The 15,266-nt window shown below is 71.0% G+C and carries 13 protein-coding genes; 4 read left to right on the top strand and 9 right to left on the bottom strand.

Annotated elements, in window-relative coordinates:
• Nucleotides 1–185 precede the first annotated feature (185 nt).
• Genes ACIP6U_RS43145 through ACIP6U_RS43135 form a run of 3 tightly spaced genes read left to right on the top strand, consistent with a single transcriptional unit; the run spans nt 186 to nt 2,223 of the window.
• Complete coding sequence (locus ACIP6U_RS43145; RefSeq protein ID WP_401728445.1) at nt 186–1,070, top strand: aldo/keto reductase; 885 nt, start codon at nt 186–188, stop codon at nt 1,068–1,070.
• A 30-nt stretch (nt 1,071–1,100) separates the two neighbouring features.
• Nucleotides 1,101–1,406: a hypothetical protein gene (locus tag ACIP6U_RS43140; protein ID WP_401728443.1), complete on the top strand. Its 306-nt coding sequence runs from the start codon at nt 1,101–1,103 to the stop codon at nt 1,404–1,406.
• A gap of 31 nt (nt 1,407–1,437) precedes the next feature.
• A complete protein-coding gene (locus tag ACIP6U_RS43135) occupies nt 1,438–2,223 on the top strand; it encodes an SDR family oxidoreductase (RefSeq protein WP_401728441.1) in 786 nt (261 codons plus the stop codon).
• Nucleotides 2,224–2,317: 94 nt separating this feature from the next.
• Here ACIP6U_RS43135 and ACIP6U_RS43130 read toward each other — a convergent pair whose 3' ends face one another.
• From ACIP6U_RS43130 to ACIP6U_RS43110, 5 genes are all read right to left on the bottom strand, one after another.
• Nucleotides 2,318–2,857 carry a hypothetical protein gene (locus ACIP6U_RS43130; RefSeq protein WP_401728439.1) on the bottom strand — a complete coding sequence of 180 codons (540 nt, stop codon included), beginning with the start codon at nt 2,855–2,857 and terminating at the stop codon, nt 2,318–2,320.
• 137 nt (nt 2,858–2,994) lie between these two features.
• The gene (locus ACIP6U_RS43125; protein ID WP_401728437.1) at nt 2,995–4,374 is read right to left on the bottom strand and encodes an acyl-CoA reductase; all 1,380 of its coding nucleotides are present in this window, start codon (nt 4,372–4,374) and stop codon (nt 2,995–2,997) included.
• The gene (locus tag ACIP6U_RS43120) at nt 4,371–5,714 is read right to left on the bottom strand and encodes a hypothetical protein (RefSeq protein ID WP_401728436.1); all 1,344 of its coding nucleotides are present in this window, start codon (nt 5,712–5,714) and stop codon (nt 4,371–4,373) included. The genes ACIP6U_RS43125 and ACIP6U_RS43120 overlap by 4 nt, the downstream gene beginning before the upstream one ends.
• 18 nt (nt 5,715–5,732) lie before the next feature.
• Nucleotides 5,733–6,437, bottom strand: a complete 705-nt coding sequence (locus tag ACIP6U_RS43115) for an ABC transporter ATP-binding protein (protein ID WP_401728434.1) — start codon at nt 6,435–6,437, stop codon at nt 5,733–5,735.
• A gap of 21 nt (nt 6,438–6,458) precedes the next feature.
• Nucleotides 6,459–7,694 carry an ABC transporter substrate-binding protein gene (locus ACIP6U_RS43110; protein ID WP_401728432.1) on the bottom strand — a complete coding sequence of 412 codons (1,236 nt, stop codon included), beginning with the start codon at nt 7,692–7,694 and terminating at the stop codon, nt 6,459–6,461.
• 144 nt (nt 7,695–7,838) lie between these two features.
• Here ACIP6U_RS43110 and ACIP6U_RS43105 point away from each other — a divergent pair, with 144 nt between their 5' ends.
• Nucleotides 7,839–10,535: an ATP-binding cassette domain-containing protein gene (locus ACIP6U_RS43105; RefSeq protein ID WP_401728431.1), complete on the top strand. Its 2,697-nt coding sequence runs from the start codon at nt 7,839–7,841 to the stop codon at nt 10,533–10,535.
• Between the two features lie 7 nt (nt 10,536–10,542).
• Here ACIP6U_RS43105 and ACIP6U_RS43100 read toward each other — a convergent pair whose 3' ends face one another.
• From ACIP6U_RS43100 to ACIP6U_RS43085, 4 genes are read right to left on the bottom strand one after another with little or no spacing between them, the layout of a single operon-like run.
• On the bottom strand, nt 10,543–11,337 hold the full coding sequence (locus ACIP6U_RS43100; RefSeq protein ID WP_401728430.1) for an SDR family NAD(P)-dependent oxidoreductase: 795 nt from the start codon (nt 11,335–11,337) through the stop codon (nt 10,543–10,545).
• Between the two features lie 16 nt (nt 11,338–11,353).
• On the bottom strand, nt 11,354–12,562 hold the full coding sequence (locus ACIP6U_RS43095; RefSeq protein WP_401728428.1) for an acetyl-CoA acetyltransferase: 1,209 nt from the start codon (nt 12,560–12,562) through the stop codon (nt 11,354–11,356).
• On the bottom strand, nt 12,559–13,998 hold the full coding sequence (locus ACIP6U_RS43090; protein WP_401728426.1) for an OB-fold domain-containing protein: 1,440 nt from the start codon (nt 13,996–13,998) through the stop codon (nt 12,559–12,561). Before ACIP6U_RS43090 ends, ACIP6U_RS43095 begins: the two co-directional genes overlap by 4 nt.
• Nucleotides 13,998–15,248 carry an acetyl-CoA C-acetyltransferase gene (locus tag ACIP6U_RS43085; protein ID WP_401728425.1) on the bottom strand — a complete coding sequence of 417 codons (1,251 nt, stop codon included), beginning with the start codon at nt 15,246–15,248 and terminating at the stop codon, nt 13,998–14,000. The genes ACIP6U_RS43090 and ACIP6U_RS43085 overlap by 1 nt, the downstream gene beginning before the upstream one ends.
• Between the last annotated feature and the right edge of the window lie 18 nt (nt 15,249–15,266).

Here is a 15,266-nt window from a genome sequence, read left to right as displayed (position 1 = left end):
ACCACTGTGCGCGCAGCTCTCACGTTCGACGGGACCGGCGACATCGCCATGCCGGAATCCACGCCGCCCGTCGCGGTGCGTGCGGCTGTCGGCGAGTCGGGCGCGCGGCGGCGCGCTCGTCCCCCGGATGCTCTACCTCGGCACATCGTTCCCGCATGCACCCGCCCGCACGAAAGGTCCCTGTGATGCAGACCCTCACCCTCAACAACGGCGTCGAGATGCCCGCCCTCGGACTCGGTGTCTTCCAGACCCCGCCCGACGAGACCCGGGCCGCCGTCACGGCCGCGCTCGACCTCGGCTACCGGCACATCGACACCGCCGCCGCGTACGGCAACGAACGCGAGGTCGGCCAGGCCGTCCGCGCCTCCGCCGTGCCCCGCGAGGACCTGTTCATCGAGACGAAGATCTGGATCAGCGACTACGGCTACGACGAGACCCTGCACGGCTTCGACAAGAGCGCCGCCAAGCTCGGTGTGGACCGGATCGACCTGCTGATCCTGCACCAGGCGCTGCCGTCGGACTTCGACAGGACCCGCGCCGCCTACCGCGCCCTGGAGCGACTCCTGGCGGACGGCAGGGTCCGGGCGATCGGCGTCAGCAACTTCATGGTCGACCACCTGACCGCGCTGCTCGACAATGCCACGGTCGTGCCCGCCGTCAACCAGCTGGAGATCCACCCGTACTTCCAGCAGCGCGCGGTCCTCGACTTCGACGACGAGCACGGCATCCTCAACCAGGCGTGGTCTCCCATCGGCGGCATCACCTTCTACCGCGGACAGGGCGAGGACCGCGGGAGCGTCCTCGATGACCCGGCCGTCACCGCGATCGCCGAGGTGCACGGCAAGAGCCCGGCCCAGGTGCTGCTGCGCTGGGGCATCCAGCAGGGCCGCTCGGTGATTCCCAAGTCGACCAAGCGCCACCGCATCGCGGAGAACGTGGACGTCTTCGACTTCGCCCTGACCGCGGACGAGTTGAAATCCCTCGACGCCCTGGAGACCGGCCGGCGCGGCGGCCCCGAGCCTTCGGACGTCACCCTCGCGACCTACGGACGCGCCATCCCCGAGGCCTGACATCACCTCGTATCCGCGCAAAGGAATCACATGCCCACCACCGTCAACGGGTTCGGCACCCACGAAGCAGGGGCGCCGCTCGTTCGCGTCACCGAGCCGATGCCGATCGACGCCTTCGCCCTCCTCCGGAACGGTCGGTCCCTCGTGGGATCGCTGTTCGGCGGCATCGCCGAGACGCAGGAGATGCTCGACCTCGCGGCCGAGCACGACGTCACGGCCGACATCGAGCTGATCGACGCGCAGGACAGCAACACCGCCTACGAACGGATGCTCGCTTCCGACGTCGGCTACCGGTTCGTGATCGACGGCGCGACTTTCGCGCCGACGCAGGCATGACCGCCCGTGCCCTTGTGAGGAGGAGACGAACATGGCGGCACAGCCCCTGACCGTGCTGGTGATCGGCGCCACCGGCAGCATCGGACGGCTCGTGGTGGCCGAGGCGCTCGCCCGCGGACACACCGTCCGGGCCCTGGTGCGTGACCGTGCGAAGGGCGCCCAGCTGCTCCCCGCCGACGCCGAGCTCGTTGTCGGCGACGTGATCCGGCCCGAGACCCTGCCCGAGGCGGTGGCCGGCGCCGACGCCATCGTGCTCACCCTCGGCTCCTTCGGCACCGGCGCTTCCTCGCCGGAGACGGTGGACTACGCGGGCGTACGCAACGTCCTGACCGCCCTGGGCGCCCAGGAGGGCGCGCGGCCCCGCGTGGCGCTGATGACATCCATCGGGGCCACCACGCGCGGCAGCGGCTACGGCCGTCTGCTGGAGTGGAAGCGCCGCTCGGAGCGTCTGGTACGGGCCAGTGGCCTCACGTACACCATCGTGCGGCCGGGCTGGTTCGACATGAACGGACCCGACGAACACCGGTTGGTGTTCCTCCAGGGCGACCGCCGCCGCTCCGGCGGCCCCGCCGACGGACGTGTCGCCCGCGCCGACATCGCACGGGTCCTGGTGGCGGCCCTCACCGCTCCCGAGGCGGCCGGCCGTACCTTCGAGCTGGTGGCCGAACAGGGAGCCGCGCCAGGCGACTTGGGGCCGTTGTTCGCTGCGCTGGACCCGGACCCGCCCGGCTCCCTTGACGCGGTGCGGGACGAGGCCAACATGCCGCTCGACGCCGAGCCGCGACGGGTCCGCGACGACCTCGACGCCGTCAACTGACCCTGTCCGGCCGGGTAGCACCCGCTCCCGAGCTGACGACGCTCGGACGGACGAGGTGGTACGGCGCGATGTTCCGCCCCTCCCGCGGGTTGGTTCAGCGGGGTGTCCTGACGTAGGTGTACGGGGCGGAGACGTATGCGTTGTGGTGATCCGCGGCACGCAGGGCGGCAGTGAGCCGCCGGCGCGGTTTGAGGCCGAGCTCGGCGGTGGCGTGAAGGGCGCCGAGGGCCAGTTCGTCCCCGGAGCCGACAGCGGTATATCCCACGGCCGGCTCGCCGACCTGATAGTCGTCATGGATCTCGAAGAGACGGCCGTGGACGCCTACGAGGAAGACGCCGGCCTGTTCTTGCTCGGAGTCCTTGCGGGCCCAGCCACCGTCCTTGAGACAGGAGCGGACGGCGTTGATGAAGCGCGTGGCCATGAATCGGTCGAGGTCGCCTTCGGGGTGTGGTGCCTCGAACGCGTGGTGCAGGAGCTGGCCCATACGGAACGAGGATGTGAACCCGAGTACATAGGGACCGTTGGAGAAGACCTTCGGGTCGCGGCGGATCGTGAGCTGCGATCCGCTGCTGGCTGCCGAGTCTCCGGCGATGTGCACCCGCCCCCGATGGACCAGGCCGACGATGACGGTCAAGTCACCACCTCCAGGGACGAGTTGGGTCATTGTCGTCTGGCATGGCCCCGTTCTGCCCTCTTCCCGGGCGGAGTTACCACTTCCGCAAGGAGAACTCGCTCGGTCTCATGCTCCCGCCGGGTCGCGGGTCCCCCGCCTCACTCGTCGTTCACCCAGCGCATGAGCCGTTGCAGTGGGTAGAAGCCGTCGTGGGAGAGGCCCGGCGGCATTCCGCCCGCCCTGCCGAGGGAGACCACGCGCTGGACTCCGGCGCAGGCGAGGGCGTCGCGCAGTTCCGCCTTCCGGCTGTCCGGGTACACGCCGACCGTCTGTGTGGCGACTCCGGTGTGGGCGACCGCTTCCGTCAGCCCGGCGACGGGGACGACGTCGACGATCTTTCCGTCCGGGTGGAAGTCCACCGGCTCGGGAGAGCGGATGACCAGACCACGACCGTCGTAGCCGCCCCACACCCGGTAGTCGGGCGTCATGGACCGCAGGACGTCGATCTCCTCGCGCAGTGCCGTGCTGACCCGCGGGCCGTCGGCCGAGCTGAACTCCCTTGCCACGCCCAGACGTTCGCACAGCAGGGCGGCGTAGCGGTCGGCGTCCGCCCAGGAGCCCTCGACGAACTGGAAGCGGCTGGCCACACAGGCCTGTTGGTTGAAGAACGTGGCGTCGGCCGCGCCCGCGTCGGCGGCTCGGGCGAGGGACTCGGGCGACTCGAACGCCTCGCGGCCGATCAGTGAGATGGAGGTCTTGGGGTCGAAGGAGACCAGCTCGAAGCCCGGGCCGACGTACCGCAGTGCGCCGCGGATGGTGGCCTCGCCGCCCCAGGCGACCAGCTTGTCGAAGAACTGCGGGCGGAACAGCACGCTCTCCACCGTTTCGTCGCCACCGCGCCAGTACACCGCGGAGAAGGAGCGGACCACGGGGTGGCCGGGAGCCACCGCCGCCATCGTGCGCAGGATCGCGGTCGCGGTGAAGAGGTCGTTCGAGGGCAGCTTCAGCAGGTTGACGCCCTTGGTGAGGGCGCCGCGCACGACGGACATCGCGGCGACGCCGGGTGCGTTGCCGGCGATGATGTGCACCAGGCGGGGCGGGAACGCGCGGGTGGCCGCGGTCCGGTTCTCGGGCAGATGCACCTCGCGCCAGCCGTCGAGCACGTCCGCGCCGCCGAGTTCGTGGTCGATCTGGGCGTACAGGCCCGGCCGTTGGAAGCTGCGCCACAAGACGGCGTAGGCGCGTTCGAGGACCTCGGCGGGCAGCGGGCTGACCCGGACCATGCGGTCGAGGGCCTCGGCGAGCAGGCCCTCGCGGTCCGCTTTGAGGGCCTCGCCGGTCCCCACCAGCAGGTCGACGATCTCCGCTACGGGCACGTGGAAGGCGGGGCCGGGTTCGGTGCGCGGCCAGACGAGGCGGTCCAGGTCGAGTGCCGGTGCGGTGAAGGCGGAACCGGCTCGGCCGTACGCGACGGGTGAGCCGTGGTCGACCTCGCCGCGCACCACGTGCACGACCTCGGTGTCGGTCGTGGTGCTCATCCGTGGATCATCCCCCGCACATAGGAGTCGAGTGTCGCGGCGCAGGTGATCTTGTCCTCGCCGCCCAGGTCCCCGTAGCGCCGGATGTCCGGCAGGACGGTCGGTCCCGGCCGGCCGCAGTCGCACGGCGAGAAGTCGACGAAGACCCGGTCCCCGCTGATCAACCCGCCCCACCGGCCCTCCAGCGATACGTCCAGGAAGGCGAACCGGCCCTCCACCAAGCCCTGTTCGGTGTTCAGCAGCTTCTCGCCCGGCTCGTCCAAGACGAGCGGGATCACCCACGGCGGGACGTGGTAGTTGCCCGACTCGCATGCCACACACGACCCCTGAAGCTCCGTCATGCCGTAACTGCGTACTCGCCGTACGCCGTCGTAGAAGGCGGCGAACTGCTGCTGGTAGTCGTCGGGCAGGACCCCGTTCTTGTTGCCGCCGCCGCTGAGGACCAGCGTGTCCGGGTGGAGGCTCCCGTCGGGTACGCCCTGGGCGCGCAGGGCCTGGATCAGGGTGAACTGCTGGTTGTTCATCCCGGCGATCAGCAGCGGCTCGGTCCGGTGTGCGGCGATGTCGTCGACGATCTGGCTGACGGCCGCGCCGAGTTCCGCCTCGCGGGCCCCGGACGCGGCCTCGAAGGAGCTGATCTCCTGCGGGGTGGCGGTGCCCTCCGCCATCCGGCGGCGCAGCAGGGCGCTGCTCATCAACTCCGAGACCCGCATGGGTTCTTCGGTGAGCAAGCGCGTCTCTCCGGGCCGCGCGAAGACGTCCGCGTGCCAGCGGTAGCCGTCGATCGAGCGCATCGGACCGCTCGCCGGTGCCAGGAGGTAGCCGCGGCGGGTCCGCTCCGGCGGCAGCGGGTCGGGCCAGCAGGTGAGGTTCTCCAGGATGTCGTGCAGGAAACTCAGGTCGCTCGTGGCGCAGTTGAGGAAGGAGACCTTTCCCGAGGTGCCGCTGGTGATGTAAGGGCGGTGGCCGGCGGCGGTGACGCGGTCGGTCCATTCGTCGATGTCGGTCACGCCCTCGACGTCGACGTCGCCCGGCTCGACCACCGAAACGGTCGTGTACCAGCGCAGGAGACGGTCCCACCGCCCGCCGGTGATGAGGGAGAGGGGGTACGACTTGTAGCTGGTGTGGGAGAACAGCAGGGGTACGAGGTCGTCGAGACCGTTGATCCCGTGTACGCCGGTCTCGTCCGCCCTGGTGCGCAGCAGCGGGATGCGCTCGCGGTGGGCGGCGAAGGCCTCCCGTGCCGCTTCGAGCTGCAACTCCCGCAGGTCCCGGGCGGGTTGGTCGAATGTGTCACCGGACCGGACGAGGGTCCGGATCTGTTCGCGTGCGCTGGGCACGGCAACCACCTCAATCGGTCATGACGTCGGGTTGTCGGCGAGGTAGGAAGACTCGATGGCATCGAGGTCGCCACGCAGTTCCTTCGGGGTGCCGGTCATGACGACGCGGCCCCGGCGCAGGACGTAGACGCGGTCGGCGATGTCGAGCACCTTGCGTACGTGCTGTTCGACCAGCAGTGCGCCCAGGCCCTGGTCGGCCGCCTCACGGACGGCGCGCAGGAGGCGGTCGACGACCAACGGGGCAAGGCCGAGGGAGAGTTCGTCGGCCAGCAGGAGCCGGGGCGTACGGCACAGGGCACGCGCCAGCGACAGCATCTGCTGCTCGCCGCCGGACAGCATGCCCGCGCCGGTCTTCAGGCGTTTCTCCAGTTCGGGGAAGAGCGCGACGGCACGGTCGGTCGGCACGCGGCCGACCCGTAGGTTGTCCGTGGTGTCGAGGCGGGTGAAGACGGCCCGTTCACCGACATAGGCGAGGCCCTCACGGGCGCGGCGGTGCAGGGGTGTGTGGCCGGGGTTGCCGAGCCAGCGGATCTCGCCGCCGATCGGGGCCAGGTCGCCGGAAAGCGCCCTGAGAGTAGTGGTCTTGCCCGCGCCGTTGGGGCCGAGGAGGGCGACGACCTCGCCCGGCCGGACCTCCAGGTCGAGGTCGCTCACGACGGGTCGGGGGCCGTATCCGGCGGACAGGGCGTGGGTCGCGATCAGGGGCACAGAGGTGTCGGACACGGGGTTGCTCCTCAGCCGGAGTCAGCCGGACGACGCGGTCGTCAGCACCTTGCGGACGTCGACGAAGGTGGACCCGGCCTTGGCCCACTCGATCTTCCCAGCGCGGATGGTGAGTTCGGTGGCGGTCGTGTTGTGGATGCGGTCGAGACCCTTGATCGGCAGGGCCGTGGACGCCTTCCAGGTCAGGGGCGGGGTCAGGCCGCCGGTGTCGATGCCGGAGGTGGTGTCGAGTTCCTGCACCAATGCCTTGGCCGAGACGGTCGGCAGCTTCTTGGCCGCCTCGGTGAAGACCCTGAAGGCGACCCAGGTCGTGGCGTTGGCGCCGTTGGTGGTGTCGATGTCCTGGCCCTTGGCCGCCTTGACGAAGTCCTTCCACACCGCGTCGGAGGTCGGCGGGTAGTAGCCGGTTATCGCGGCGCCCTCCAGCGGGCCGCTGCTTCCGCCGGTACTCGCGGCCAGTTGAGGGGTGAGGTTGCCGACGACGCTGGCGAGCTTGGTCTTGTCGCCGGACTGCACGTAGGACTTCACGAAGAGGTCCGAGGCGGTGCCCAGGATGACGCTCACGCAGTCGCTGCCCTTGGTCGCGGCGACCTGCGGGGCGAGGTCGGTCGCGGTGAGCGGCACCTTGAGGTCCTTGGGCGCCGTCCCGCCTGCGGAGGTCACGCCCAGGGTGAGGAAGTGCGAGACCACGGCCGCGGCGGCCACGTCGTACCGTACGCCGGTGATCTTCTTGCAGCCCTGTTCCACCAGTTGGCGGCCGTGGGCGGCGAACACCACCGGGGTGCCGCCGTTGACCGGGAAGGACAGCGGGTTGGAGAACTCCGCGGCGGAGACGCCGGTCCCGCCGATGTAGGGGATGCCGGCCTTCTGGAGGATGGGCATGTAGCGGTCTCCGGCGAGGCTGTACGAGCCCACGACCGCGGCCACCTTGTCCGCGACGGCCTGCTGAGCGCACTTCTCGGCCTCGTCGGGGTCGCCCTTCTCGTTGCAGAACTCGACTTTCAGGGGTCCGCCCTTGATCCCGCCGTTGGCGTTGATCCACTTCTCGTAGGCCTGGGCGGTGAGGTGGATCCCGGGCTGGGCGCTGCCCTGGGTGTTCTCCGGCGCCCAGACCATCACCTTGACCGGGGTGCCCTTCAGCGACGAGGTCTCGGCCGAGCTGCCGGCCGCCTCTCCGCCGCAGCCTGCGGCGAGCAGGGCTCCGGTCACCGCGAGAGCGCTCGCTGCGGCAGTTCTGCTTCGGCGTGAGTCGTTCATGGTCCCTCCGCGGGGCTCGCGCCCAAAGTGGGCGACGTCGAGATGCCGAACAGCATGGGGTGCATTTTTGGGTTAGTGAAGTACTCTCGGCACAATTATTTAAATGAATGCACTGTCTCGTCCCGCGTCTGGGAGGTTCCTCGGATGGACGACGTCCTGCGCTTCGCGCTGCTCGGCCTGGGGCTCGGCGCCCTCTACGCGCTCACCGCGCACGGCATCGTGCTGGTCTACCGGGGCTCCGGCGTCCTGAACTTCGCGCACGGCGCGATCGGAATGGCCGGCGCCTACGTCCAGTGGGAACTCGCCGTCCATCACGGTGTGCCGTACTGGCCCGCCACCGCGTGCGGCGTGCTCACCTCCGCCGTGCTGGGCGTGCTCACCCACCTGTCGGTGATCCGCCCGCTGCGCAGGGCGTCCACCCTGGCCCGGCTGGTCGGCACCCTCGCGGTGTTCATCGTGCTCACCGCGATCGCCGTCAAGCGCTACGGCGACAGCCTGCAACTGGTGCCCGGCAAGCTGCCCACCCGGCTGCTGACGATCGCCGGGGCAACGGTCTCCGAGGACCGCATGTGGCTGCTCGGCATCGCGATCGCCGTGACCGCGGCACTCCATCTCCTCTACAAGCGCACCCTGTTCGGCCTCGGCACCACCGCGGTCGCCGAGAACGAGGGCGCCGCCGCCGCGCTCGGCTGGTCCCCGGACCTGCTCGCGGCCGGCAACTGGGCGCTGGGTTCCGCGCTCGCCGGGCTCACCGCCATCCTGATCGTGCCGGTGATCGGCCTGTCGGTGACCGGGCTGACCACACTGCTGCTGAGCGCGCTGGCCGCCGCCCTGGTCGGCAGGTTCTCGTCGTTCCCGATCACGCTGGCGGGCGGTCTGGTCATGGGGGTCGCGCAGTCCGAACTGACCCGCTTCGGCTCCGGCGTCACCGGACTCGCCTCGTCGGTGCCGTTCCTCTTCATCGCCCTGGTGCTAGTCGCGCGAGGGCGGGCGCTGCCGCTGCGCGGCACGTTCCTCGACCGCCTCCCGGCCCTGGGGACCGGCAGAGTGCGTCCCGTCCCGCTGACGCTGGCCGTCGTACTCGGGTTGGTACTGGTGAGCCTGTCCACGCCGCTGTGGGCCGACGCGATCACCAGCACGCTGGTGCTCTCGCTGATCATCCTGTCGATCATCGTGGTCACCGGCTATGCGGGGCAGGTGTCGCTCGCGGCCTACGCCCTCGCCGGCACCGGCGCCTTCATCGCCGGACATGCCGCGGCGGACTGGGGCTGGCCCTTCGAACTCGCCCTGCTGGCAGGCGTGTTGGGCACCGTGCCGATCGGCCTGCTGTTCGCGTTGCCGGCCGTGCGCACGCGCGGGGTCAATCTCGCGATCATCACGCTCGGGCTCGGCACCACCCTCGAAGCGATGGTCTTCCAGAACACCGACCTGTCCACGACACCCGGCAGCGACGGCATCGCGGTGGGCAAGCAGACGCTCTTCGGCGTCAGCATCTCCGGGGTCGACCATCCGCAGCGCTACGCCGCCGTGGTCCTGGTCCTGTTCGTCGCCGCCGCGCTCGTGGTCGCCAACGTCCGGCGCAGCCGCACCGGCCGACGTCTGATCGCCGTACGGGCCAACGAGCGGGCCGCCGCCGCCCTCGGCATCGACGTCCGGGCGGCCAAGCTCTACGCCTTCGGCCTGTCCGCGGCCATCGCCGCGCTCGCCGGAGTACTGACCGGCTTCCGCTCGACGTCGGTGGTGTTCTCCGACTTCGCGAGCTTCGACTCCGTCACCGCGCTCGGGCTCGCCGTCATCGGCGGGGTCGGCTTCCTCATCGGCCCGCTGTTCGGCGCCACGTTCGCCGCGGGCACGGTCGGCGCCCGGTTCGGGGACCTGGTGCTGCCCGGGCTGAGCGAGTGGATGCCGCTGATCGGCGGAATCGTCCTGGTGCTGACCCTGGTGGGCAACCAGGACGGCATCGGCAAGGAACTCGGCAGGCAGGCGCGGGGGCTTGAGCGAAAGCTACGCCCACAGCGCTCTGCCGTCGCACCCGAGGAGGAGCCTGATCCCCTGCCGGACGTACCGCGCGCCGCGCCCCTCCCCCTCCAGATACGCGGCCTCACCGTCCGCTACGGCGGTGTCGTCGCCGTCGACGGGCTCTCGCTGGACGTCGAACCGGGCCGGGTGGTGGGCCTCATCGGTCCCAACGGCGCCGGCAAGACCTCCGCTATCGACGCCGTCACCGGCTTCACCCGGGCCGCGTCCGGCAGCGTCCGCCTCGGCGAGCGGGACGTGACCCGCGTACCGGTGCACCGCCGGGCCGCAGCCGGGCTGAGCCGGTCCTTCCAGTCGCTGGAGCTGTTCGAGGACATGACGGTCCTGGACAACCTCTACGCCGCCTGCGAGCGACCGGGCCGGTGGGCCTGGCTCACCGACCTGATCCGTCCGGGCAGTCGCCCGCTGCCCGCCCAAATACTCGTAGCGGTACGGGAGTTCGGACTCCAGGAGAGCCTGGAACGGCCGGTGGGTGATCTCTCCTACGGCGAGCGGAGGTTGCTGGCGATCGCGCGGGCGGTGGCGACCTCGCCGTCCGTGCTGCTGCTGGACGAACCGGCGGCAGGACTGTCCGACGACGAGACACGGGAGTTGGCCCAGCTCGTGCGACGGCTCGCCGAGGACTGGGGCATGGGGGTGCTGCTCGTCGAGCACGACGTCGACATGGTGATGAGCGTCTGCGACCAGGTCGTCGTCCTGGACTTCGGCCGCCGGATCTGCGCCGGCACCCCGGAGGAGGTGCGCCGCGATCCGGCGGTCCGGGCCGCCTACCTGGGCGACCTGGAGCCGGAGACGCTGTCCTGACGGCGGTTCAGGCGTCCCGCAGGTCCGCCACGTACGGCTGGTGGGAGAGCAGTCCGCCGTCCACGCGCAGGGTGTGCCCGGTGATGAACGCGGACTCGTCGGAGGCGAGAAAGACGACCGCCGAGGCGACGTCCTCCGGCCTGCCGAGGCGCGGGGTGAGGTGATGGCGGAGCATCTTCTCCCGGATCGCCCCGTGCGCCAAACCGGCGCTCGCCAGCGTGACGATGAACCCCGGGGCGATGGCGTTGCAGCGCACGCCCTGCTTGCCGTACTGGGTGGCGACGTACTGCGTGAGGTTGATGAGGGCGGCCTTCGAGGCGCCGTACGCGGGATTGCGCAGGTCACCCGCGAGTCCGGCGCCGGACGAGGTGTTGATGATCGAGCCGGCGCCTCGGGCGATCATGTGCGGGACGGCGGCCTGGATCGCGACCATGGTGCCGCGCAGATTGATCCGCATGGTGTCGTCCCAGACCGCAGGGTCGGCCTCCAGGACGGTGAGGTCCTGGCGGGCGGCCAGGTGAGTGGCCGCCGCGTTGTTGTGCAGGACGTCGAGGCCGCCGTAGGTCTCAACTGCCGTGGCCACCATGGCCCGTACGGAGTCGATGTCGCCCAAGTCGACCGGGACCGCTGTGGCGGATCCGCCGGCGGCCCGGATCTCCTCCGTGACCGCCTTGGCGCCGTCGAGGTTCAGATCCGCTACGACCGTGTGGGCACCCTCGGCCGCCAGGCGGCGGGCGGTGGCGGCACCGATGCCGGACGCGGCGCCGGTCACGATCGCGATCTTGTCGTCGAGTCGGCCCATGACTCAACCACCTTTCTCAGTCGGTGAGTTCGCTGCCGACGACGGAGACGAAGGAGACACATTCGCCGGGGCCGCCGCCGAGGTTGTGGGTGAGGGCGAGGGTGCGGCCCTCGGCCACGGACCCGACCGTCCGCTCGGGCGGTGCCTCGCCGCGCAGCTGGAGCCAGGCTTCGAACATCATGCGCAGTCCGGAGGCACCGATGGGGTGGCCGAAGGCCTTCAAGCCGCCGTCCGGGTTGACCGGCAGTGCGCCGTCCAGGTCGAAGGCACCGCTGGTGACGTCCTTCCAGGCCTGACCGCGCGCGGAGAAGCCCAGGTCCTCCATCAGCACCAACTCCGTTGGTGTGAAGCAGTCGTGGACCTCGGCGAGGGCGAGTTCGGCGCGCGGGTCGGTGATGCCCGCCTGCCGGTAGGCCTCCTGGGCCGAGACGACGACCTCGGGGAAGGTGGTGAAGTCGTAGTCGGGGTCGAGGAGTCCGTCCGCAGGACCGGCGACGAAGGACAGCGCCTTCACGAAGATCGGCTTGTCGGTGTACCGGTAGGCGTCCTCGGCGCGTACGACGATCGCCGCCGCCGAACCGTCGGAGACCCCCGAGCAGTCGAACACGCCGAGCATGCCCGCGACGATCGGCGCCGACCGGATGCGCTCCAGCGGCACCTCCTTGTGGTACTGGGCGCGGGGGTTGCGGGCGCCGTTGACGTGGTTCTTCCAGGCGATGCGGGTGATGACGTCCTTCAACTCCTCTTCCGCGAGGCCGTACTTGGCGGCATACGCGGGAGCGAGGAGGGAGAAGTTCGCCGGGGCGGTGATCTCGCCGCGACTGTCGTCGCCGGCGCCCGGCATCGTGGTGCCCGAGAGTCCGGACATGCCGGAGTCCTTGAGCTTCTCCACGCCGACCGCCATCGCCACGTCGTAGGCGCCGGAGGCGACCGCGTAACAGGCGTTGCGCAGCGCCTCGGAGCCGGTCGCGCACATGTTCTCCAGGCGGGTGACCGGCTTGTACGGCAGGTGCAGCGGGCGGCTGAGGGTCAGTCCGGAGACTCCGGACGCCTGGGTGCCGAGCCAGAACGCGTCGATGTCGTCGAGCGTGATCCCGGCCGAAGTGACCGCCTCGCCGACGGCGTCCACCAGCAGGTCGTCCGCCGAGCGGGTCCAGTGCTCGCCGAAGGGCGTGCAGCCCATGCCGACGATCGCGACCCGGTCCCGGATTCCGTGCGAGCTCATGCGCCTGTCCCCTCGGTCTCGCCGGTGCGTACCGGCCGGGCCTTCCAGAAGTAGTTGTGTACGCCGGCGGCGGTGACCGTGCGCCGGAAGGTCATCTCGACCCGGGCGCCGATGACGGCGTCGGCCTCGGTGGCGTCGGTGAGCTGGCAGCGGAAGCGGCCGCCGCCGTCGTAGTCGACGACCACGACGAGCATGGGCGGGCTCGGGGTGTGGGCCAGCCGGTCCACGGTGAACGTGGCAACGGTGCCGGGGACATGCTCCATCGGCTCGTCGGTCATGGCGTCGATGCTCCGGCAGGAGACGCAGACGCGGTCCGGCGGCAGATGCCGGGTCCCGCACTTCTCACAATGGGAGGCGACGAAGCCGTACTTCCAGCTGGTGCGGCGGTGCGCGGGCGGGGCGTAGGGCGGCTCGGGATCCGGTCGGCGGGGTGGTTCGCGGTCGAGGAGGCCGCGCCAGGAGAGATAGGTGGCGTACGGCATGGGGGTGCCGCCCGCTGCGATCTGCGCGGCGACCGGGCGGGCGGCACGGTGTGCGGGGAGGGCGTCGGTGGTGCGCAAGAGCAGGACTCCTGCGCCGTCGCCGAGGACGACGAGCGTGATGATCCGGCCCGGTTCGGCGCGGTCAAGGACATCGGCGAGGAGCAGGCCGGGCTGGGCGGTGCCGGCGTTGCCGATCTGCGCGGTGAGGTCCGCGGTCGCCGCCTCGGGCCGTACACCCGCGGTACGACGGACCGTCGCGCACGCGCGCGCGTGCAGGCCGGAGACGATGAGGTGATCGATGGCGCCGCGGTCCAGGCCCGCCTGATCGAGGGCGGCGCTCAGCGCCTTGTCCGCGAGGGAGGCGTAGATGTCCTCGGCGAAGCGTTCCTCCCAGACGCGGGAGGCGGGCGCCCCGGGCAGCCGCCAGCGGTCGAGGATCTCGTCGCTGACCGTGTCGTGGGCGAGCAGCTCCGCGAGCACGGGGGCTCCGTTGCGGTGGCCGCCGAAGGCGAACGCCGCCGCGCCGTCGCCGCCCGCGGCCTCGTCGCCGCCGCCGGGCAGGCCGGTGCGCAGGTCGGACAGGACCGTGAGGGTCGGTACCGGGGAGCGGGCGGCGGTGACCAGCGCGCCGAGGCCGGAGCGGACGGAACCCGCCATGTCGGCGGCGAGGACGTGCGGGTCGAGGCCGAGTGCGGCGTGGACGGCGGTCGCATTCGTCTTGTCTAGGTAGGCGGGCGCGGCGGTGGCGAGGAACAACTGGCCGATGCGGGTCCGCAGTCCGTCCCTGGCCAGGGCGGAACGGGCCGCCTCGACGGCCATCGAGGTGGTGTCCTCGTCGTAGCCCGCGACCGCGCGCGTGCCCCGGGACGGGGTCGTCCCGAGGGTGGCGGCGATGTCGGCGCGGGCGAGGCGGTGGTACGGCACGTAGGCGCCGTATGCGATCAGTCCGGGCATCAGCGTCCTCCCTTGGCGTCGGTGGTGTGGGTGGGCCGTTCGAAGACCGCGGCCAGGCCCTGTCCGCCGCCGAGGCACATGGTCTCCAGGCCGTAGCGGGCCTGGCGGCGGTCGAGTTCGCGCAGCAGGGTGGCGAGGATGCGGCCGCCGGTGGCGCCGACGGGGTGGCCCAGCGAGATGCCGGATCCGTTGACGTTGAACCGTTCGAAGTCGGCCTCGGTCAGGGCCCATTCGCGGGTGCAGGCGAGCACCTGGGCGGCGAAGGCTTCGTTGAGTTCGATCAGGTCGATGTCGGCGAGTTTCAGCCCCGCGCGCTCAAGTGCCTTGGCCGTGGCGGGTACCGGGCCGATGCCCATCGTCTCCGGGGGCACGCCCACGACGGCCCAGGAGACCAGGCGGGCGAGGGGGCGCAGGCCGAGTTCGGCGGCGCGCTCGGGGTGGGTGACGATGCAGAGGGCGGCGCCGTCGTTCTGTCCGCTGGCGTTCCCGGCGGTGACCGTCGCCTCGGAGTCCTGCCGTCCGAGTACGGAACGCAGGCTCGCGAGTTTCTCCAACGTCGAGTCGGGGCGCGGGTGTTCGTCGGTGTCGACGACCGCCTCGCCCTTCCTCGTCCGTACGGTGACCGGCACGATCTCGTCGGTGAAGCGGCCCTCGCGCTGGGCTGCGACCGCCTTCTCGTGGGAGCGCAGGGCGAGTCGGTCCTGCTCCTCGCGGGGGATCGCGTACTCGCGCCGCAGGTTCTCGGCTGTCTCCAACATCCCGCCAGGGACAGGGTGGTTGACGCCACCGGACGTGACCCGGCCGCGGGCCAGCCGGTCGTGCAGGGTGGTGCCCGCGCCGCGCACACCGAAGCGGACGCCGGTGGTGTAGAACTCCGCCTGGCTCATGGACTCGACGCCGCCGGCCAGCACGAGATCGCTCGCGCCGGTCTGCACTTGCATCGCCGCCGTGATGATGGCCTGTAGTCCGGAGCCGCAGCGGCGGTCGATCTGCAGTCCCGGCACCTCCACCGGCAGACCGGCGTCGAGGGCGGCCACGCGGCCGATGGCCGGGGCCTCGCCGTTGGGGTAGCACTGGCCCAGCAGCACGTCGTCGACGGTGGCGGGCGGGATGCCGGTGCGGTCCAGTACGGCGCGTACGACAGCGGCGGCCAGCTCGGTCGCGGGCACGTCGCGGAAGACGCCTCCGTAGCCGCCGACGGGGGTACGCACGGGTTCGCAGATCACCGCGTCACGCAGGAGGGCGGACATCAGCCATGCCTTTCACGA

The organism is Streptomyces sp. NPDC088794, assembly GCF_044750545.1.
GTDB lineage: Bacteria > Actinomycetota > Actinomycetes > Streptomycetales > Streptomycetaceae > Streptomyces.
The sequence above is the reverse complement of the archived record's forward strand: the minus strand, read 5'-3'. Positions and strand labels throughout refer to the sequence as shown.

What these genes read in the sequence shown, in the direction of transcription:
- ACIP6U_RS43125 (WP_401728437.1), bottom strand. Translation starts at nt 4,374, where the DNA reads ATGAGCACCACGACCGACACCGAGGTCGTGCACGTGGTGCGCGGCGAG.
- ACIP6U_RS43105 (WP_401728431.1), top strand. Translation starts at nt 7,839, where the DNA reads ATGGACGACGTCCTGCGCTTCGCGCTGCTCGGCCTGGGGCTCGGCGCC.
- ACIP6U_RS43110 (WP_401728432.1), bottom strand. Translation starts at nt 7,694, where the DNA reads ATGAACGACTCACGCCGAAGCAGAACTGCCGCAGCGAGCGCTCTCGCG.
- ACIP6U_RS43100 (WP_401728430.1), bottom strand. Translation starts at nt 11,337, where the DNA reads ATGGGCCGACTCGACGACAAGATCGCGATCGTGACCGGCGCCGCGTCC.
- ACIP6U_RS43135 (WP_401728441.1), top strand. Translation starts at nt 1,438, where the DNA reads ATGGCGGCACAGCCCCTGACCGTGCTGGTGATCGGCGCCACCGGCAGC.
- ACIP6U_RS43090 (WP_401728426.1), bottom strand. Translation starts at nt 13,998, where the DNA reads ATGCCCGGACTGATCGCATACGGCGCCTACGTGCCGTACCACCGCCTC.
- ACIP6U_RS43085 (WP_401728425.1), bottom strand. Translation starts at nt 15,248, where the DNA reads ATGTCCGCCCTCCTGCGTGACGCGGTGATCTGCGAACCCGTGCGTACC.
- ACIP6U_RS43140 (WP_401728443.1), top strand. Translation starts at nt 1,101, where the DNA reads ATGCCCACCACCGTCAACGGGTTCGGCACCCACGAAGCAGGGGCGCCG.
- ACIP6U_RS43095 (WP_401728428.1), bottom strand. Translation starts at nt 12,562, where the DNA reads ATGAGCTCGCACGGAATCCGGGACCGGGTCGCGATCGTCGGCATGGGC.
- ACIP6U_RS43145 (WP_401728445.1), top strand. Translation starts at nt 186, where the DNA reads ATGCAGACCCTCACCCTCAACAACGGCGTCGAGATGCCCGCCCTCGGA.